General features: G+C 59.1%; 16 protein-coding genes and 1 riboswitch. Of the genes, 8 read left to right on the top strand and 8 right to left on the bottom strand.

The window, feature by feature from the left end:
- Positions 1–204: 204 nt before the first annotated feature.
- Both nosP and J3362_RS09700 read left to right on the top strand, forming a co-directional pair.
- Complete coding sequence (gene nosP, locus J3362_RS09705; RefSeq protein ID WP_502882437.1) at positions 205–1,374, top strand: nitric oxide-sensing protein NosP; 1,170 nt, start codon at positions 205–207, stop codon at positions 1,372–1,374.
- Complete coding sequence (locus J3362_RS09700; RefSeq protein WP_349520916.1) at positions 1,352–3,613, top strand: hybrid sensor histidine kinase/response regulator; 2,262 nt, start codon at positions 1,352–1,354, stop codon at positions 3,611–3,613. Before nosP ends, J3362_RS09700 begins: the two co-directional genes overlap by 23 nt.
- A 110-nt stretch (positions 3,614–3,723) precedes the next feature.
- On the opposite strand, the gene J3362_RS09695 is transcribed toward J3362_RS09700, so the two are convergent.
- Entirely contained in the window at positions 3,724–4,401 is a 678-nt protein-coding gene (locus tag J3362_RS09695; protein ID WP_088828159.1) for a response regulator transcription factor, read from the bottom strand.
- Positions 4,402–4,771: 370 nt separating this feature from the next.
- Here J3362_RS09695 and J3362_RS09690 point away from each other — a divergent pair, with 370 nt between their 5' ends.
- From J3362_RS09690 to J3362_RS09680, 3 genes are read left to right on the top strand one after another with little or no spacing between them, the layout of a single operon-like run.
- Complete coding sequence (locus J3362_RS09690) at positions 4,772–5,725, top strand: ABC transporter substrate-binding protein (protein WP_349519371.1); 954 nt, start codon at positions 4,772–4,774, stop codon at positions 5,723–5,725.
- Positions 5,722–6,498 carry an ABC transporter permease gene (locus tag J3362_RS09685; RefSeq protein ID WP_349519370.1) on the top strand — a complete coding sequence of 259 codons (777 nt, stop codon included), beginning with the start codon at positions 5,722–5,724 and terminating at the stop codon, positions 6,496–6,498. The genes J3362_RS09690 and J3362_RS09685 overlap by 4 nt, the downstream gene beginning before the upstream one ends.
- A complete protein-coding gene (locus J3362_RS09680) occupies positions 6,491–7,162 on the top strand; it encodes an ABC transporter ATP-binding protein (RefSeq protein WP_349519369.1) in 672 nt (223 codons plus the stop codon). The genes J3362_RS09685 and J3362_RS09680 overlap by 8 nt, the downstream gene beginning before the upstream one ends.
- Positions 7,163–7,362: 200 nt before the next feature.
- Here the strand turns inward: J3362_RS09680 and J3362_RS09675 are convergent, their stop codons facing one another.
- The 4 genes from J3362_RS09675 to J3362_RS09660 are packed head-to-tail and all read right to left on the bottom strand — an operon-like array spanning position 7,363 to position 11,079.
- Positions 7,363–8,169: a lanthanide ABC transporter permease protein PedC gene (locus J3362_RS09675; RefSeq protein WP_349519368.1), complete on the bottom strand. Its 807-nt coding sequence runs from the start codon at positions 8,167–8,169 to the stop codon at positions 7,363–7,365.
- Between the two features lies 1 nt (position 8,170).
- A complete protein-coding gene (locus tag J3362_RS09670) occupies positions 8,171–8,893 on the bottom strand; it encodes a lanthanide ABC transporter ATP-binding protein PedB/LutE (RefSeq protein ID WP_349519367.1) in 723 nt (240 codons plus the stop codon).
- Positions 8,890–9,864: a YVTN family beta-propeller repeat protein gene (locus tag J3362_RS09665; RefSeq protein ID WP_349519366.1), complete on the bottom strand. Its 975-nt coding sequence runs from the start codon at positions 9,862–9,864 to the stop codon at positions 8,890–8,892. Before J3362_RS09665 ends, J3362_RS09670 begins: the two co-directional genes overlap by 4 nt.
- Positions 9,865–9,906: 42 nt before the next feature.
- Positions 9,907–11,079 carry a lanthanide ABC transporter ABC transporter substrate-binding protein PedA1 gene (locus J3362_RS09660; protein ID WP_349519365.1) on the bottom strand — a complete coding sequence of 391 codons (1,173 nt, stop codon included), beginning with the start codon at positions 11,077–11,079 and terminating at the stop codon, positions 9,907–9,909.
- Positions 11,080–11,339: 260 nt separating this feature from the next.
- Here J3362_RS09660 and pedF point away from each other — a divergent pair, with 260 nt between their 5' ends.
- From pedF to J3362_RS09645, 3 genes are all read left to right on the top strand, one after another.
- Positions 11,340–11,768 carry a cytochrome c-550 PedF gene (gene pedF / locus J3362_RS09655; protein WP_349519364.1) on the top strand — a complete coding sequence of 143 codons (429 nt, stop codon included), beginning with the start codon at positions 11,340–11,342 and terminating at the stop codon, positions 11,766–11,768.
- Between the two features lie 89 nt (positions 11,769–11,857).
- A complete protein-coding gene (locus J3362_RS09650; RefSeq protein ID WP_349519363.1) occupies positions 11,858–12,814 on the top strand; it encodes a substrate-binding periplasmic protein in 957 nt (318 codons plus the stop codon).
- A gap of 193 nt (positions 12,815–13,007) precedes the next feature.
- A complete protein-coding gene (locus tag J3362_RS09645) occupies positions 13,008–14,783 on the top strand; it encodes a PQQ-dependent methanol/ethanol family dehydrogenase (protein WP_349519362.1) in 1,776 nt (591 codons plus the stop codon).
- Between the two features lie 63 nt (positions 14,784–14,846).
- Here the strand turns inward: J3362_RS09645 and J3362_RS09640 are convergent, their stop codons facing one another.
- From J3362_RS09640 to J3362_RS09630, 3 genes are all read right to left on the bottom strand, one after another.
- Positions 14,847–15,632, bottom strand: coding sequence for an ABC transporter ATP-binding protein (locus J3362_RS09640; RefSeq protein ID WP_014578369.1), 786 nt, complete (start codon positions 15,630–15,632; stop codon positions 14,847–14,849).
- Positions 15,632–16,447, bottom strand: a complete 816-nt coding sequence (locus J3362_RS09635) for an ABC transporter permease (RefSeq protein ID WP_349519361.1) — start codon at positions 16,445–16,447, stop codon at positions 15,632–15,634. The genes J3362_RS09640 and J3362_RS09635 overlap by 1 nt, the downstream gene beginning before the upstream one ends.
- A 66-nt stretch (positions 16,448–16,513) precedes the next feature.
- A riboswitch (guanidine-I (ykkC/yxkD leader) is annotated at positions 16,514–16,622 on the bottom strand.
- 193 nt (positions 16,623–16,815) lie between these two features.
- A complete protein-coding gene (locus J3362_RS09630; protein ID WP_349519360.1) occupies positions 16,816–17,847 on the bottom strand; it encodes an alpha/beta fold hydrolase in 1,032 nt (343 codons plus the stop codon).
- Between the last annotated feature and the right edge of the window lie 21 nt (positions 17,848–17,868).

Here is a 17,868-nt window from a genome sequence, read left to right as displayed (position 1 = left end):
CGCTGCGCTGGTTTGTCTAAGACTAAAGTGCCGGTTTGCCTTGAGGCAAACCGGCAGCGCCACCAGGCATTGATTCAGGAGGCAGTTTAATCAATGGCTTACGATCATTTTGGCGCGCCGATTAAAAGCACTGAAGTCGCATTGGCTGCGTTTGCGGATGCCGTAGAATCGGTGAAAAGTCATCCGTTTTCGGGAACCGCGTTTATGAAGCCAGCGACGACCCTACCTGCGGTCCGGGTAGCGAGCTCCAGCGTTCGCGATCCCATGTTGGCCGCCACCAATCTCGCCAGCCAGCTCAGCCACGAGCATCTTGGCTGTGTACTCTTCTTCTGTTCTGCGGAATACGATCTGGGTCGACTTGGTAGTGCCCTTGAGCACAGTTTTCAGGGTGTGCGTGTCTGCGGCTGCACTTCGGCCGGGGAGATCACTCCGGACGGCTACGGACGTGGATGCATCACCGCCATCGGGTTTGACAGCCGCTATTTCGCCATCGATTGCGCACTGATCCGGGAGCTGGACCGATTCACCCTGCAGGATGCCCAGGGGGTAATCGACGGTCTGCTTTCGACCTGTCGGGATGCCAGACTCGCGCCGGTCAAAGGCAACACCTTTGCCATCACGCTGCTGGACGGCCTGTCGAGCCGTGAAGAGCTGGTGCTGGCAACGCTCAACTCGGCCCTTGGCACCATTCCCCAGTTTGGCGGTTCTGCCGGCGACGATGAGCGCCTGGCCAACACCCATGTGTTCTACGACGGCCAGTTCCATACCGGAGCCGCCACGGTGTTGCTGGTAAATACACCGCTGGATTTCCGGGTGTTTTCCACGCACCACATGGTCGAACGCAGTGAAAAGCTGGTGGTGACCGACGCCTGCGCGGAAAGTCGCACGGTATACGAGCTCAACGCCGAGCCGGCGGCCGATGCCTATGCCCGAGCCGTTGGCGTGGATGTCGAAGCACTGGATCGCAAGGTGTTTGCGCTACGGCCCATGGGGGTGAAAATCGGCGGCCACTATTTTGTCCGCTCGGTGCAGCGGGTGAACCCGGACAAGAGTCTGACTTTCTATTGCGCCGTGGAAACCGGAATCGTGATGACGGCCATGGAGCCGGAATCCCTGCTGGACAGCGTTCGTACCCAGATAGAAGCCGCAGAACGGGTTGTGGGGCCACCTCTGGTGACCATCGGCTGCGATTGTTTTCTGCGCAGGCTGGAGGCTGAACTGACCGGGGAGGTGGAAGCGGTCTCGCAGTTCCTCCGCCACCACAATGTGATTGGCTTTAACACGTACGGCGAGCAGTTCGACGGTATGCACATCAACCAGACGTTTACGGGGGTGGTCATTGGCCAGCCTGATGTCCGTTCCGGACAAGATTGAAGCACCCGTTGAAGACAGGCGGGATCTCCGGATTGCCGAACTTGAGGCGGAGAACGAGCGCCTGCGGCGGATTCGCGATGCCCTGATTGTCCGGGTGGAGTCCGGCTCTGCCCACAAGCCGGAGCCCTACGCCGCCTTCGAGCACTCGGTGGTGCTTGCCGAGCAGGTTCGGGAGCGGACCGAGGCACTGAACCAGGCCATGGAGCAGCTCAAGGGCAGCAACAAGGCCCTGAACCGGGCCCGGGAAGAAGCCGAGACAACCCGCCAGAGACTGAGCGATGCCATCGAAAGCATTGCCGACGGGTTTGTGCTGTTTGATAACCGGCATTGCCTGATCCAGAGCAACAGCCGGTTCCGGAGCTACTGGCGCCATGCCGGTGTTGACGCGCCGGGCCAGGGTACCCGGATTTCAGATGTAAAGCGGCAGGCGGTGGCCTGCGGTCTGGTCCTGGAGGAACACAGCCATCCGGATTCGGAAGGCGTGGTGTTTCTGCTGGCCAACGGCCGCTGGGTTCAGGTTACCGAGAGACCGACCCGGGAAGGTGGGTTGGTGGTGCTCTATTCCGACATCACCGATGTGAAGAACAGCGAAATGGCCCGCCGGATCAAGGCGCTCGAAGAGAGCGAGCGCTGGATCCGGGTGGTGACCGACCATGTTCCCGCGCTGATTGCCTATATCGGGGCCGACATGACCATCCAGTTCTGCAACAAGGTCTATGAGTCCTGGTACGGGCGCAAAGGCGAGTCGCCCCTTGGCAAACGTCTTAACGAGGTGCATTCGCCAGAGTTCTACCAGCGCCTGCTTCCCCAGATTCTCGATGTCATGGACGGCCACAACGTGACGTTCGAATTCGAGGAGACCGGTGAGCAGGGTGAGGTACGCCACATGCTGCGTTCCTACGTGCCGAATTTTGATGAGCAGGGCGATATCATCGGTTTCTTCGTGCTGATACGGGACATCACCGACCGCCGCAAGACCGCCCTGGCCCTGGAGCAGGCCTATGACAACCTCGAGCGACGGGTGAAGGAACGCACCGCAGCCCTGACCGGTCTGAACAACCAGCTGCGCCAGGAAATCACCGAGCGTGCGGCTGTGGAAGCGCGCCTTCGGGATGCCAAACTGGAGGCCGAACGGGCCAATCTTTCTAAAACCAAGTTCCTGGCGGCCGTCAGCCACGACTTGCTGCAACCTCTGAATGCCGCACGGTTATTCACCAGTGCATTGCTGGAACAGTCGTTCGGGCCCAAGGCTGAAGGCCTGGTTCGATCGGTGAGCACCTCTCTGGATGACGTTGAAAACCTGCTGGGCACCCTGGTTGATATTTCCAAGCTCGATGCCGGCGTGATCAAACCGGATGTCACCGCCTTTGACCTTCGGGACCTGCTCAACAATATCGCACGGGAATTCCGCCAGATGGCCATGGCCGAGGGGCTGCAACTGGACTTTATTGCCAGCTCCGCGATTGTGGAGTCCGATTCCCAGTTGCTGGCGCGGATTCTCCGGAATTTCCTCACCAACGCCATTCGCTACACCGGCAACGGCCGGATCCTGCTTGGCGTTCGCCGACAAAAGGATCATGTGCTGTTGCAGGTGTGGGATACCGGCCCGGGTATTCCCGAAGACAAACTCACCGAGATCTTCCAGGAATTCAAGCGTATTCGCCCCGCCGGCTCACAGCCCGATAAAGGCCTGGGACTTGGTCTGGCCATTGTCGACAAAATATCCCGAATGCTCGGGCACGAGGTGACGGTGAATTCCATCGAGGGCAGGGGATCTGTTTTCAGCGTCCGCGTTCCCATTGGCAAGCTGAAGCCACGGCAACCGTCGGTCGACCAGAACCGCGCCGTGTCTTTCGATAGCGGTCTTGGCGGCGCCCGAATCTGGGTGATCGACAACGACCAGTCTATTTGCCAGGGCATGCAAACCCTGCTCGAGGGTTGGGACTGTCAGGTCGTGACGGCGGTGTCCCTGGAGGATCTCGAACGCCAGCTGGATCCGGCCAGCAGTGCGGTGGACCTGATCCTGGCGGACTATCATCTGGATAATGATGAAAACGGTGTGGATGTAGTAGCGGAGATCAATGGCCGCCGGAGATGTCCGGCGCCAGTGGTGATGATTACGGCTAACTACACCAACGAACTCAAGCAGCATATCCGCGAACTTGGACACCTGCTGATGAACAAGCCGGTGAAGCCCCTGAAGTTGCGCAGTGCGCTGAGTCATTTGCTTAGAAGTTGAGATTGACGATAGGTGTCGGATTACGGCTTCGCCTAACCCGACCTACACTCCGCTCAAAACGTAGGTCGGATTAGCCAAAGGCGTAATCCGACAAACAAGCCTTAGTTATCTTACCGCTTCAGATACTGACTGAAATCCACATCACTGGCGGACAGAATCGCCTGCACCCGGTTGTGAACCCCCAGCTTACGAAGAATCGCCGAAACATGGGCCTTCACCGTGGTCTCGGCGATATTCAGGTTGTAGGCAATCTGCTTGTTGGATTCGCCCTTGGACATGCGCTCGAGCACCAGCAGCTGACGGCGGGTAAGGGAGTTGAGCAGCTCCGGTGAAATCGGATTGTCTTCATTGCGACTACGGCGGGTGTTGCTTTCCTTGCCGGTACGGATGATGTCCGAGGGCAGATACACATTGCCGTTCAGGATTTGCTGGATGGCCTCGGTCATCTGGGCCCGAGGCGAGGACTTGGTAATAAAGCCGCAGGCGCCGTAAGTAATGGCCTGCAATACCACCTGTTTGTCTTCCTCGGCAGAGACAATCACCACAGGAATGGTCGGGGCCTCATTGCGCAAAGTGATCAGGCCGTTCAGACCGTGCATGCCGGGCATGTTCAAATCCAGCAGAATCAGGTCCAGATCATCATTCTCGCGAGTGATGTCCACGGCACTGTCCAGATCGTCGGTTTCGATGATCTCGCTGCCCTCAAAGCCAGAGGCGATAACGCTGCTGATGGCTTCCCTGAACAGTGGGTGGTCGTCGGCAATCAGAATCTTGTAAGCCGGCTCCATGGAGGGGGCTACCTGTTTGTTTTCAGTATCTGGGATGGCTTCCGAATCATGATAGCGGTTTTCGGACGCATGATGGCAGTTTTCGGAAGGGGAATTCTCGGTAGAGAGTGCGGCTTCGAGCTCGTTCAGCATGGCGGCCTCCTGTGCAGAGAATCACCGATGGCGGTTTCGATCCTCTGTTTATTATTGTGATGGTTTCATTACACGCCATCCTGGTCTCGGGGTGAATGCGACCATCGCACCAAAAAACAGGCACCAAAGTACTATTCTTGCCGGGCTTTGGGCTTCGTATCGTGGAGCAATGAGCCTACAACCAACAATAACTCCAGTCTCCCAACCCTCTTTTGCCGATCGCTGGATCAAAAAGGGAGTGAGCGCCCTGGTGTGTCTTATCTTCAGCCTTGCAGGTGGTGCCAAGGCGGAGGACGCAGCCTCTGAGCTGCCCGTACTGTCCGTCAGCGTGTTGCAGTTCGGCACGGCCCATTGGGAGCTTGCCCATATCCTGCATCGGGGACTGGATCGGGACAATGGCTACCGGCTGAACCTGAAACCGGTGGCCAACTTGCCGGCCTCCAGGCTCGCTGTGACCAGCGGGTCGGTGAATGGCGCAGTGGCCGACCTGCTGTGGGCGCAGTCCAGGTTCCAGGCAGGAGCGCCCTACCTTTATGTGCCTTTTTCATCCCAGATCGGCGATATCGTTGTCGCCGAGACCTCCCCGATCCGCTCGGTGGCGGATCTGGCGGACAAGCGCATCGGCGTAGCCGGCGGGCCGGACAGCAAGGGCTGGATACTGCTCCAGAAAGTCGCAGAGCGACAGGGTATCAATCTGGACGAATCCGCAGAGATCCAGTTCGCTGCTCCGCCGCTGCTCAGCCAGGCTCTCAAGCGGGGACAGGTAGACGTGATCGTCACCTACTGGCATTTCGCGGCCCGTCTCCGGGGTGAGGGCGGCTGGCGGTCGGCCTTCAGCATGGCCGACCTGCTCACTGAGCTGGACCTGGATCGCAACCTGCCGGTGCTCGGGTATGTGTTTCCAGAACGTTGGGTGCAAGAGCATGGCTCCCTGATTGATCGTTTCGCAGCCTCCCTGCAACAGGCCAAAGCCGAGCTGGCGGACAGTGAATCAGCCTGGCAACGCCTGCGTCCCCTGATGGGTAATCCTGAAGAGGGCGTCTTCACGGCATTGCGCGAGGGCTTCGTCGCCGGCACGCCTGCTCCACAAACAGACCAGCGTATTGCAGACCTGCAGCATTTGATGACCCTCACAGGTGCCGATCCGGACCGCCTGATGCCCGCCAATCTGTTTTACCGGAGCCAACCGTGAAAGGCCCTCCCGGCCGCCCGCCGCTCTGGTGCTACTGGATAGTTTTGCCCTCGTTTGTCGTGCTCTGGGCGCTGACGGCCTGGCTGCTTCAGTCGCCCCTGTTACCAACGCCGGCGAACGTACTGGACACCCTGGTTCGGGAGTCGGCGTCCGGCGAACTCTGGCATCACCTGGGAGCGACCCTGGCCCGCGTGGTGGTCGCATTCATTCTGGCGATGGCGATTGGCACCGCCATCGGCATTGTGATGGGCCGTTCACAAACCACCAATGCCCTGTTCGATCCCCTGCTGGTGTTGTTACTCAACCTGCCGGCGCTGGTCACCATCATCCTTATGTACGTCTGGTTCGGCCTGGTGGAAGTGGCTGCCGTGATGGCGGTGGTGATCAATAAAGTGCCCAACGTTGCGGTGACGGTTCGCGAAGGCGCCCGCAGCCTCGACTACCGGCTTGAGGAAATGGCCACCGTATACGAGTTCACCCGCTGGCAACGGTTGCGTGAGGTGTGGGTGCCGCAGCTGTTTCCCTACCTCATGGCCGCCACCCGGGGTGGTCTCGCCCTGATCTGGAAGATTGTCCTTGTAGTGGAACTGCTGGGCCGCTCCAGCGGCGTCGGCTTCCAGCTGCATATGGCGTTTCAGGTATTCGACGTGGCCGCCATTCTGGCCTACAGCCTGGCCTTTATAGCCGTGGTCCAGCTGATCGAGCTGGCCATCCTGCAGCCCCTCGAGCGTCGATGCAGCCGCTGGCGTCAGCCGGAGGCCGCCCATGCTTGAACTCAGAATCGCGGGCCGTGATTTCGGCCAGCCGGTGCTCGGAGAGGTCTTCGCAACCATAAAGCGAGGCGATCGCATCTGCCTGCTGGGCCCCTCGGGGATCGGCAAGACTACATTGCTGAACGCCATTGCCGGTCTCGATACATCAGTTTCGGAAGAAGCGGTGATCGGGCGTGACAAACTTCGCGTGGGCTATCTGTTCCAGGAGCATCGGCTGCTGCCATGGCGGACCTTGAACGCGAATCTTAGACTCGTTGGTGCTAACGGTAAGGAAGCTGAGGCATTGCTGGGCCAGGTTGGCTTGTCAGGGTACGGTCATTATTTGCCGGACCAGCTTTCACTTGGCATGGCCAGAAGAGCCGCCTTGGCCCGTTGCTTGGCGGTAAAACCCGATCTGTTGTTGTTGGACGAGCCGTTTGCGTCATTGGATCCTGTGATGGCGGATGAACTCAAAGGGCTGATAGCCGGGATATTGGATACGCATTCGGATATGGCGATGATCTGCGTTACTCATGATGGTGGGGATGCAGAAATACTTGCAAACCGTCTGTGGTACCTGGATGGAAAGCCCGCCCGATTGCAGTGGGATGATCCGATTGGTGAACCCGGAGTGGTTGATGGGTTGCTTGGAAGGCTTCGCGGTTTGGATTTGACGGGCTGTTAGGTTGATCGAGGGGGCCCGCAGTCTGTCGGATTACGCTTTGCTAATCCGACCTACGAGGTCTGCACGGTGCCCGTGGCAGGCAGCGGGATAGGCTTCCCAAAAATGTGCGGAGCCATGGATGGCGGAGCCCAAGCGCCACATGGATGTGCCGCAAGGAGCGTTTTTTGGGAAGCCTATCCTGCTGACTGCCTTACCCCGGATCAGGCAGGCTTGGAGGTCCCAAGTATCCTGGTACGCTGTGGCCGGAACCCAGCTGTAGCAAACAATGCAAGAACCACCGTTACTCCAGCAGTAATCCCGTAAGCCATCGGATTCCACTCCAGGTACAGCGAAAACCGGATTGCCTCCACCGCATGGGTGAACGGATTGAACTGGCAGATCCAGTACAGCCAGGGACTGGCCTCGTTCATACGCCAGAGGGGATAGAGCGCCGAGGACATGAAGAACATCGGGAAGATGACAAAGTTCATCACCCCGGCGAAGTTCTCCAACTGTTTGATCCAGGTGGCGATCAGCAGCCCCAGAGCACCCAGCATCAGGCTGGTCAGAATCAACGCCGGCAACACCGCAAGGTAGCCCCACAGCGGTGGTTCCACATCCACCAGCAGCGCCAGCAGCAGGAACACATACACCTGACCGATGGACACCACGCCCATGGCCAGCAGTTTGGTGACCAGCAGGAACGGCCGGGGCAGGGGGCTCATCAGCAACACACGCATGCTGCCCAGCTCCCGGTCATACACCATCGACAGGGCACCCTGCATGCTGTTGAACAGGATGATCATGCCGCACAGACCCGGGGCGATGTAGGTCTCATAGGTGATGTAGGTCTGGTAGGGCGGGATGATGGAAATACCCAGCACCGCCCGGAAGCCGGCGGCGAACACTACCAGCCAGAGCAATGGCCGCACCAGCGCGCTGGCAAAGCGGGTGCGCTGCTGCCAGAACCGCAGCCACTCCCGGGTCTGGATGCCCACAAAACAGTGCCAGTAGTGTGCTGCCTTCATATCAGCCGGCTCCGGTCAGGGAATGGAAAGTTTCGGCCAGATCCCGGGTGCCTTCGGCCTCGCAGATGGCCTGGCCGTTGCCGTCGGCCAGTAACTGGCCCTGATGCAGGATCAGTACCCGGTCGTCTTCACGGACTTCTTCGATCAGGTGAGTCGCCCAGAGTACGGTCAGGCCGTCTTCTTCACACAGGGTACGCACGTGCTCGTTGAGCGCCTTGCGGCTTGCAACGTCCAGGCCCACCGTGGGTTCATCGAGCAACAGCAGAGAGGGTTCATGCAGCAGAGCACGGGCAATTTCCACGCGCCGGCGGTGACCGCCGTTGAGCTGGCGGACGGCATCGTTGGCCCTGTCCAGTAGCCCGAAGCGTTCCAGTTCCCGGTCACCGCGGGTGCGGGCTTCTTTGCGGGACAACCCGTGTAACGCCGCGTGGTATTGCAGGTTCTGGCGAACGGTCAGGTCCAGGTCCAGGGCATTCTGCTGGAACACCACGCCGATCTTGCGCATGGCCTCCGCCGGCTGTTTTTTCAGTGATTGGCCGCCCAATCGAATATCACCCTGCTGCAGGGCCAACAGCCGGGTGAGCAAACCAAAAAGGGTGGATTTACCCGCCCCGTTTGGCCCGAGCAGGGCATTTAAACGGCCAGAGGTCAGCACAAAGCTGACCTCCCGGAGCACCGGCTTGTCGCCGTAACGAAAGCTGAGGTTGCTCGCTTCGATGGTCATGAAGTCGGATCGATGACCACACCCCAGGGGTAGCGGCCCACCTTGATGGATTTAATGACCTTCATGTCCTCCAGATTGATCACGGACACGTCCCCGGAAACGCCGTTGGTGGTGTACAGATGCGTCTCGTCCTTGTCGAGATCCAGCTGCCAGACGCGTGCACCCACCAGAAGGTAATCCAGAACCTCATAGGTTTTTGCGTCGACTACCGCCACATGATTTGAGGGGCCAAGCGCCACAAACGCGTACTTGCCGTCAGACGTCAGCTCAATACCTACCGGCTGGACCCGATCCTGATTCACACCGGGCACTTTGAAGGACATCTCGTGGATCTGCTCCAGGTTGTCGACATCAATGATGTGCACGGTGCCGCCAATTTCCGCGGAGGCCCAGGCAATCTTGCTGTCCTTGCTGAACTCCACGTGGCGCGGACGCTGGCCCACTACGATGTTCTTCTCGATCTCGAAGGTCTCGGTGTTGATCCAGTGCAGCATGCTTGTGGTTTCGGAGGTGTTCACGGCCCATTTTCCGTTCGGGCTCACCGCCATGCCTTCCGGCTCGATGCCCACATCAATCTGGGCGAGCACCTCTTTGCTGTCGACATCCACCACGGTCACGATGGCGTCGTCCTCGTTGGCGATGTACAAATGCTTGTTATTCGGGTGCAGCGCGAATTGTTCCGGATCTTCACCGGAAGGCAGGGTGTCGACAATCTTGCGGGTAGCCAGATCCAGCACCTGAACCGTGTCATCGTCGCTGGCGCAGATGTAGAGCTTGGTGTAATCCCTTGAGAGCAGGATGCCCCGGGGCCGCTGGCCGACGTCGATGGTTTCAATCACTTTCTGCGTTTCGGTATCGATTACCGACAGGGTGTTGTCCTTCTCGTTGGATACATAGGCCACGCTGGCCAGGGTCGGTGTCGACAGACCAATCATCGTGGCCAGGGCAGCGCGCTTGATCAGGGGTTTCATGGTATCGCTCCTTTTTGTTGTAACCGGTAAGGCGGTATCGGGTTAGCCGTTGATCCGGCACTCACTTTCTGGCCGGTCGAAACCGAGGGTGTCCATCTGGCTGTTGGGATGGAGAAAGCCTTCGAAGGGTGCGCGCGCCACCAATCCCCGGGGATGAACCAGCGGAATTGGTTGTCTCAGCTGGCCATTCCAGTCGCGGAAGGTGAGCTTACGGCCCTTGAACGCAGCCAGTTGGAACTTGTCACTGAACAGGTAATTCCGGATCTCGGCGGGACTGGCGGAGTTCAGGTCGGTGATGGCGGTACCGATGGAGCGAACGGCTGTCCAGGCGGCGTAGTCCTCGCTGTTCATGTCCCTGCCGGCCAGCTCGCGAAAACGATTCTGGAGCTGGGCAGCCCCCCAGCTCTCCACCACCCGGTGCCAGGTAACGGGTGACATGCCCTGGGTACCCACCACTGGTCGTGGCAGCCAGGTGTTGAACGGCACGTACTCGCCAAAATCGCCCCGCACATCGGCGACCACCACCGCGTCGTAATCGCTGGCTTGGGTGAACAGCGGCAGCTCTTTCGAGGCGGTGCGGCGCAGGTCGGCATCAAAGGTCCAGGGCTTGTCTTCGACGATCTCCAGCCCGAAGCGCTTGGCCGAACGGCGGAAGGCATCGGCCCAGCCTTTGTCGGCTTCGGTTGGACCGGTAATCAGGAACACCTCATCCCAACGTCGCTGGTTCAGCCACTGGCCGAGGGCATCGGTGAGCATCGAATAGCTGGGGATGGTGTGCAGCAGGTTCACGTGGCACTGGCCGGTGCGCAGGGCGTCGTCTTTGGCGCCGGCATTGAAGATCAGGGTGTTGTCGCCGGCTTTTTCCGTGAGGGTTTTCAGGGTCGAGGCCGGCGCGTTCACCACGAACAGGTCGAGACCACTCTCGCGCATGGTCTCAAAGGCCGCGATAGCCGCTTCTTCGGTATCGGCAACGTCGCTCTCGAGTGAGTAGGTCTGGCCCAGAAATTTGCCGGTGGTGCTGTTGTCGTTCATGGCCAGTTCGGCACCCCGAAGGCCGGCGTCTTCCGGCTCCGGGATCACGTTGGAGAGCACCGGTCCCTGGTCCGGAACCCACTGTAGATAGCCAATCCGCACGTCCAGGGATCCCGCCTGCAGCGGGCATGCTGCTGCCATGGTGATTAATGAAGTGGCCGCTGTCCGGGACAGAAAAGACATGGGGTTCTCCGGTTTGTTGTTGTGGTTCCAGCTTATGGAAGGTGGCAACGCCCGGAAATATTCAGAAAGTAGGAATCAGGCAGTACCAAAGGATGAGATTTCTTCTCGCAGACCAAAAATCTACTACCAAGGAACTAAACCAAAACCCCCAAAGTGGCATTCGGATTGGACAGCGGGATTCCTAGACTGGTGATCAGTAAGTTGGCAACTGACAAATCCAATAGCCAACCACGGGGAATCCAATAACAGAGGTAAGACCAATGGCACTGTCCTTTTCACTCAAAACATTCGTGGCCGCGGCCATGTTTGGCCTGGCCGGCTTCGCTATCGCGCACGGCAATGTCACACCACAGGAAGTGGATACGGGCAATCTGCCGGAGCTGGGCGATGAGGTGCGCATCGAGAATCCCTTCCGCGAGGGCAATGAATTCGGCGAGTTCAACACCCAGGCCGCGAAAATCGGCGAGAGTGCATACGCTGGCAACTGCGCCGCGTGCCATGGCATTCGGGCGATGTCCGGCGGTCTCACGCCGGATCTTCGCGAACTGACCGAGTGGGATGACGAGTACTACATCGGACGCGTGATGAACGGTACCGATCGCGGCATGCCGTCTTGGAAAAAGAGCATGGACCAGAACGCCATGTGGGCAATCCGCACCTATGTGGAATCCCTGCCCAAGCCAGAGTGATGAGCGCGGCTTCTGTCAAAACGAGCGCCTGAATTCGGGTCGGCCATGTGCCGGCCCTTCGTCGTTGAGAGAAAAGGTGGGAGAAAACAATGAAAAGTCTACTTGGAATACTTGCCCTGTTGCTGTTCGCCCAGGTGGTGCTGGCCCAGGAGGTTAACGACGGGAACGAATTGCTCAACCGGCCTGCGGAGCGCACCTACGACATCATCCTGGATTCCGGCTACCTGAAAGTCGGCGTTTACGAGAACTTCCCGCCTTATTCCTACCAGGTCGATGGTGAACCCAGGGGTATCGACATCGAACTCGGGCGACGGATTGCCGAGGAAATGGGCGTCGAATTCAAAGTGCACTGGATAATTCCGGATGAAAACCTCGGCGACGACTTGCGTAACAACGTCTGGAAAGGGCACTACCTGGCCAAACAACGGCTTGCCGACGTGATGCTGCGGGTGCCCTACGACAAGACCTATGCCTACATGCAGGATTCCACCGGCGAGTACATCAACGAGCAGGTTGTTCTGTTCGGCCCCTATCAGCAGGAGACCTGGCAGATTGCCTTTAACCCTGCAGAGCTCGATTCCGTCGAGACCGTAGCAGTTTTTCAATACAACCGTATTGGCGTCGAGATCGATACCTTGCCGGATTTTTATCTGACCTCCGCGTTCGGCGGACGCATGCGGGAACAGGTACGCCATTACACCAACGTGTCGGATGCATTCGAGGCAATGCGCAAGGGTGAGGTCAGTGCCGTCATGGGTATGCGGTCGGAAATTGATCACGAGCTGGCCAAACCCGAGAACGCATCGTTTACCGCCGCCGGTAATGGGTTTCCGGGCATCGGCAAGCAGGTATGGGATGTGGGTATGGCGATCAAACACACCCATCGCCAGCTGGGCTATGCCCTTGAAGCCATCATCGACAGGCTGGTGAAGACCGGCGAGATGAACGAGCTGATGGCTAGCCAGAAACTCCGATACAGCGTGCCGGGTTATTACCGGGAATTTCTGGATGAGCAGGCTATCGCCAGGGCTGAAGGGGATCTCTGAGGGGGTGCCCCGAACGCCGGGGCCGGAAGATCCGGTGTAGTCGTACTACCAAGTGATGAGAAAACCTGTTCCGGCGAGCAATTGTTGGTTTTTTCCACAAAGCGAAGAATCGTATCAGAGGCGGGAAAAGTTCCCGGTTCGGCCTGAAACGAACTCAAGAGAACTGAAAACAAGAGACTTGGAGAGCGCAACCATGAGAACCAACAAGTTCGGGATTCGCATTGCGGCCAGCGCCCTGGCCATGGCAGTTTCCTACGGGGCCCATGCGGTAACCGACGAAGACATCATCAACGATCACAAGACCCCTGAAGACATTGTCAGCTATGGCATGGGTACCCAGGGACAGCGCTACAGCATTCTGGAAGACCTGAACACCAGCAACGTTCAGTATCTGCAGCCGGCCTGGGCTTTCTCCTTCGGCAGCGAAAAAATGCGCGGCCAGGAATCCCAGCCACTGATCAAGGACGGCGTCATGTACGTGACCGCCTCCTACTCCCGAATCTATGCCATCGATGCCAGAACCGGCGAAGAAATCTGGCAGTACGATGCCCGTCTGCCCGATGGCATCATGCCCTGCTGTGACGTGGTTAACCGCGGTGCCGCCATCTACGGCGACAAGGTGATCTTCGGTACCCTGGACGCCAAACTGGTTGCCCTGAACAAGGACACCGGTAAGCCGATGTGGATCAAGAAGGTGGCCGATTACCAGGCCGGTTATGCAATCACCGCCGCGCCCATGGTCATCAAGGGCAAGGTCATTACCGGTGTTTCCGGTGGTGAATTCGGTATTGTCGGCAAGGTGGAAGCCTACGATGCCAATACCGGTGATCTGGTATGGACCCGTCCGACGGTAGAAGGCCATATGGGCTATGTCTACAAGGACGGCAAAAAGATCGAAAATGGCATTTCCGGTGGCAAGGCAGGCGTGACCTGGCCCGGCGAAATGTGGAAGAACGGCGGCGCGGCTACCTGGCTGGGCGGTACCTACGATCCGGACACCGACTCCCTGTTCTTTGGCACCGGTAACCCGGCGCCCTGGAACTCGCACCTGCGCCCCGGCGACAACCTGTTCTCTTCAAGCCGCCTGGCGATCGACCCGGACGATGGCAGCATTAAATGGCACTTCCAGACCACTCCGAACGATGGCTGGGATTATGACGGTGTCAACGAGCTGATCTCCTTCGACTACGAAGAAAACGGCAAAACCGTCAAAGCGGCGGCCACGGCCGACCGTAACGGTTTCTTCTATGTTCTGAACCGTGAGAATGGCGACTTCATCCGTGGCTTCCCGTTCGTGGACAAGATCACCTGGGCTGAGGGTCTGGATCCTGACACTGGTCGTCCGATCTATGCCGACGGCGGTCGTCCCGGCAACCCTGCTGATATGGACGGCAGCAAAGGTGAAACCGTTCTTGCACAGCCGGCTTTCCTGGGTGGCAAAAACTGGATGCCTATGGCCTTCAGCCAGCAGACCGGTCTGTTCTATGTTCCCTCGAATGAGTGGTCCATGGATATCTGGAACGAGCCTGTTTCCTACAAAAAGGGTGCTGCGTTCCTGGGTGCAGGTTTCACCATCAAGCCGGCCAACGATGACTACATCGGCGTACTTCGGGCCATGGATCCGAAAACCGGTGAGGAAGTCTGGCGCTACGAGAACACCGCACCGCTGTGGGGTGGCGTGATGACAACGGCTGGTGGCCTGGTATTCACCGGTACTCCCGAGGGTCACCTGAAGGCGTTTGATGCCAAGACCGGCGAAGAGCTGTATCGCTTCAACACCGGTTCCGGTGTGGTGGGCACGCCCATTACCTGGACCATGGACGGCGAGCAGTACGTCTCTGTGGCGTCCGGCTGGGGCGGCGCAGTTCCGCTCTGGGGTGGCGAAGTGGCCAAGGTAGTGAAGGACTTCAACCAGGGCGGTATGGTCTGGACCTTCAAGCTGCCGAAGGATCGGGTTGCCAGCAACTGATCCAAGCGAAAGTGAAAAAAAGGTCGCCCTAGGGCGACCTTTTTTATTGAGCTGTCCGTTAGATCAGGCGGCCTGATTACGGGCTGTCTCGCTGACCGACTGGTGAATGTCTTCGAACAGTTTTCGATCCGTTTGCCCGATCGGCAAGTCGTAGGTGATGGTGGCACCGAATGCCTGTGGGTCATGGGGATCATTGCGCACCTTGTCGAACACCAGCAGTCGGGTGCCCAGGTAAAAACCCTCCTTCAGATCGTGGGTCACCATGAAAATGGTGGTGCCGGTTTCCTGCCAGAGTTTCAGCAGCAGGTCGTGCATGTCACCGCGAATACCCGGGTCCAATGCGCCGAAGGGCTCATCCAGCAGCAGAACCCGTGGGCGCATGATCAGTGACTGGGCAATGGCCAGCCGCTGCTGCATGCCGCCGGAAAGTTCATGGGGCCATTTGTTGGCCGATGGGCTCAGGCCCACCGACTCCAGCATGGCATCCACTTTCTCGAGGGCTACCTTGCGGGCGCCGCCGAACAGCTTGCCCAGCCAGGGTTTCTGTTCCAGTTCCAGGCCCATTAGCACGTTCTGGCGCACCGTCAGGTGTGGGAACACCGAGTAGCGCTGGAATACGATACCCCGGTTCCGGTCCGGCTCGCCGGGGAAGGCCTCTCCCTCCAGTAGCAGTTCGCCGCGGGTCTGGGTTTCCTGGCCCAAAAGCATTTTCAGGAAGGTGGACTTGCCGCAACCGGAGGCGCCCACGAGGGTGCAGAACTCGCCCTGTTTCACGCTCAGGTTCAGGTTCTCCAGGATCACCTGATCGCCGTATTCCTTCCAGAGATTGTTAACCGTAATAAAGCTCATCAGTGGCCTCCTGCGTTGTACCAGGGAAACAGCCTGCGGTTCGCCAGACGCAGGCACTGGTCGATAACAATGGCGAGAATGGTGATCCAGATGACATAGGGCAGGATCACGTCCATGGCCAGGTAGCGCCGCACCAGGAAGATCCGGTAGCCGAGGCCTTCGGTGGAGGCAATCGCCTCGGCAGCAATCAGGAACAGCCAGGCGGGGCCAAGGCTCAGGCGCACGGCGTCGATCAGGCGGGGCAGCACCTGGGGCAGGGCCATGCGGGTGATTACCTGCCAGGAATTCGCGCCCAGGGTCTGGATCTTGATCAGTTGCTCGCCGGGAAGTTCGCGGACCCGCTGGGCCACATCCCGCATCATGATGGGCGCAGTGCCGATCACGATCAGCATGACTTTGGAAAGCTCACCCAGCCCGAATACGATGAAGAGGATGGGTAGTATGGCCAGCGGCGGCACCATGGAGAGCGCGGAGACCAGAGGCGCCAGGTTGGCCCTGACCAGTGGCAGCACCCCATTGAGAATACCCACCACCAGCGCCAGCGACGCGGCGATGCCAACGCCCATGCCGAGGCGTGCCAGGCTGGCAGTGGTGTCCTGCCACATCAGGTAGTCGCCGCTGCGGCGGTCCTCCTGAAAAGCCATGCGATCCACGGCGGCGGTCATCTGCTCCAGACCTGGAAGAAGTTTGTCGTTGGGGTTTTCTGCCAGGCGCTCCTGGGAGGCCAGGCTGTATACAAGCATGATCAACAGGAAGGGCAGCAGGCCCAGCAGGGTGGCTGAAACGCGCCCGGGGTGATGGTTGATCATTCGCATGAATCGTCTCCTCTGGTTACACAACACGGCAAGGTCATCGCGGGTAACAGCGTCCCTTGCGATTCAGTCTCCCGGGCTTTTGTCCCGCCGTGTAACCTCCCCAGAGGTCGGTAACTCTCGGACCAGCCATCCGGGAATCATGCCTGCCCGGACCGGAACCCTAGTCACCCATTGTGTCCGTTGTGTTCGCCGCTCTGTCTGCGGTGTTGTGAACAGTGCTGTAAACGGATCGGGGTTTTGAAAACCGTCAGTCGGAAACAGTGCAGATGGCATGCCAGATCCGAAGAGCGGGCGAAAACGGGTCATCCCGGCAAAAGCATCGGCAAAAATATGCACCGGGTTGGTGCGGCATAGGTTCGGGTGCTCGATCATGACGCCTTTCCCGAGAGCAAAGCGCGGGCGGCCGCAAGGGTGCGATTGTGGCTTGCAGCATCCCGGCCCGCACCACCGGCTACGTGGCCCCAGTCCGATTCCAGCGATTCCACGGTTGCGCCGGGCATCCGGCGGCCATCCTCACTGGCGTCCTCTTCGGTAAAGTAGAGATCGGTGCTGCCGGGCATCATTCGGGTAGGCATGGCAATGGCAGAGAGCGCCGCTTCGTAATCCATGCCAAATACGGGGTTGTCGCTGATATCGCCGTTCTGCCAGGTGTTCAATACGGTGAGCAGATCATTGGCGTCCTGGCCCAGATGATCCTGCTCCCAGAATCGCAGCAGCTCTTCAATGGAGCCAAAACCCTGTTCGCGCCAGAGCTCGTGACGGAAAAACGCCTGGGAATAAGCCCAGCCCGCATAAACCCGGCCGAAGGCCCGGAGTCCGCGTTCGGGTGGAGTTCGGTAGCGGCCATTCTCGAAGGCGTGGTCACAGGTCAGTGCCGCCTTTACGCCCTCAAGAAATACCCGGTTGTGGGGATAGCACCGTGCGGTGCAGCAGGTGGCCAGCACCGCGCGCACCTGCGTCGGAAACAAACAGCCCCACTGCAGTGCCTGCATCCCGCCCATGGACCAGCCCATCACCAGCGCGATCCGGGCGTCTCCGAAGATGTCCTCCACCAACCGCTTTTGTAGCATCACGTTGTCACACAGGGACACGGCAGGAAAGCCCGGGCCGCCCTGTGCTCCGGCGGTGTTCGAGGGTGAGGATGATTCGCCTGCGCCTATCAAAGCGGGAATAACGATGCAGTAACGGTCCGGATCGAGGGGGCTGTTGCCTCCAACCCAGGGGTAATTACCCGCCGCTGCACCACCGTAGTACGTGGGCAGCATAATAAGGTTGTCTTTTGGTGCGTTCAGCTCGCCGATGCGGTGGTACCGCAATTTCGCGGAGTGCAACGTTTCGCCGGAAGTCAGAGGCAGGTCACCCGCTTCGTAATCCTCTACAAGCCATTGCTTCGACGCCATTTTCCCCTCTCTTTCAGGCTG

Origin of the sequence: Marinobacter sp. NFXS11 (assembly GCF_040148675.1) — a bacterium.
GTDB lineage: Bacteria > Pseudomonadota > Gammaproteobacteria > Pseudomonadales > Oleiphilaceae > Marinobacter.
This window is presented reverse-complemented; position numbering and strand designations above follow the sequence as displayed.

What these genes read in the sequence shown, in the direction of transcription:
- J3362_RS09665 (WP_349519366.1), bottom strand. Translation starts at nt 9,864, where the DNA reads ATGAAACCCCTGATCAAGCGCGCTGCCCTGGCCACGATGATTGGTCTG.
- J3362_RS09635 (WP_349519361.1), bottom strand. Translation starts at nt 16,447, where the DNA reads ATGCGAATGATCAACCATCACCCCGGGCGCGTTTCAGCCACCCTGCTG.
- J3362_RS09680 (WP_349519369.1), top strand. Translation starts at nt 6,491, where the DNA reads ATGCTTGAACTCAGAATCGCGGGCCGTGATTTCGGCCAGCCGGTGCTC.
- nosP (WP_502882437.1), top strand. Translation starts at nt 205, where the DNA reads ATGAAGCCAGCGACGACCCTACCTGCGGTCCGGGTAGCGAGCTCCAGC.
- pedF (WP_349519364.1), top strand. Translation starts at nt 11,340, where the DNA reads ATGGCACTGTCCTTTTCACTCAAAACATTCGTGGCCGCGGCCATGTTT.
- J3362_RS09640 (WP_014578369.1), bottom strand. Translation starts at nt 15,632, where the DNA reads ATGAGCTTTATTACGGTTAACAATCTCTGGAAGGAATACGGCGATCAG.
- J3362_RS09695 (WP_088828159.1), bottom strand. Translation starts at nt 4,401, where the DNA reads ATGGAGCCGGCTTACAAGATTCTGATTGCCGACGACCACCCACTGTTC.
- J3362_RS09670 (WP_349519367.1), bottom strand. Translation starts at nt 8,893, where the DNA reads ATGACCATCGAAGCGAGCAACCTCAGCTTTCGTTACGGCGACAAGCCG.
- J3362_RS09675 (WP_349519368.1), bottom strand. Translation starts at nt 8,169, where the DNA reads ATGAAGGCAGCACACTACTGGCACTGTTTTGTGGGCATCCAGACCCGG.
- J3362_RS09650 (WP_349519363.1), top strand. Translation starts at nt 11,858, where the DNA reads ATGAAAAGTCTACTTGGAATACTTGCCCTGTTGCTGTTCGCCCAGGTG.
- J3362_RS09660 (WP_349519365.1), bottom strand. Translation starts at nt 11,079, where the DNA reads ATGTCTTTTCTGTCCCGGACAGCGGCCACTTCATTAATCACCATGGCA.
- J3362_RS09700 (WP_349520916.1), top strand. Translation starts at nt 1,352, where the DNA reads ATGTCCGTTCCGGACAAGATTGAAGCACCCGTTGAAGACAGGCGGGAT.
- J3362_RS09645 (WP_349519362.1), top strand. Translation starts at nt 13,008, where the DNA reads ATGAGAACCAACAAGTTCGGGATTCGCATTGCGGCCAGCGCCCTGGCC.
- J3362_RS09630 (WP_349519360.1), bottom strand. Translation starts at nt 17,847, where the DNA reads ATGGCGTCGAAGCAATGGCTTGTAGAGGATTACGAAGCGGGTGACCTG.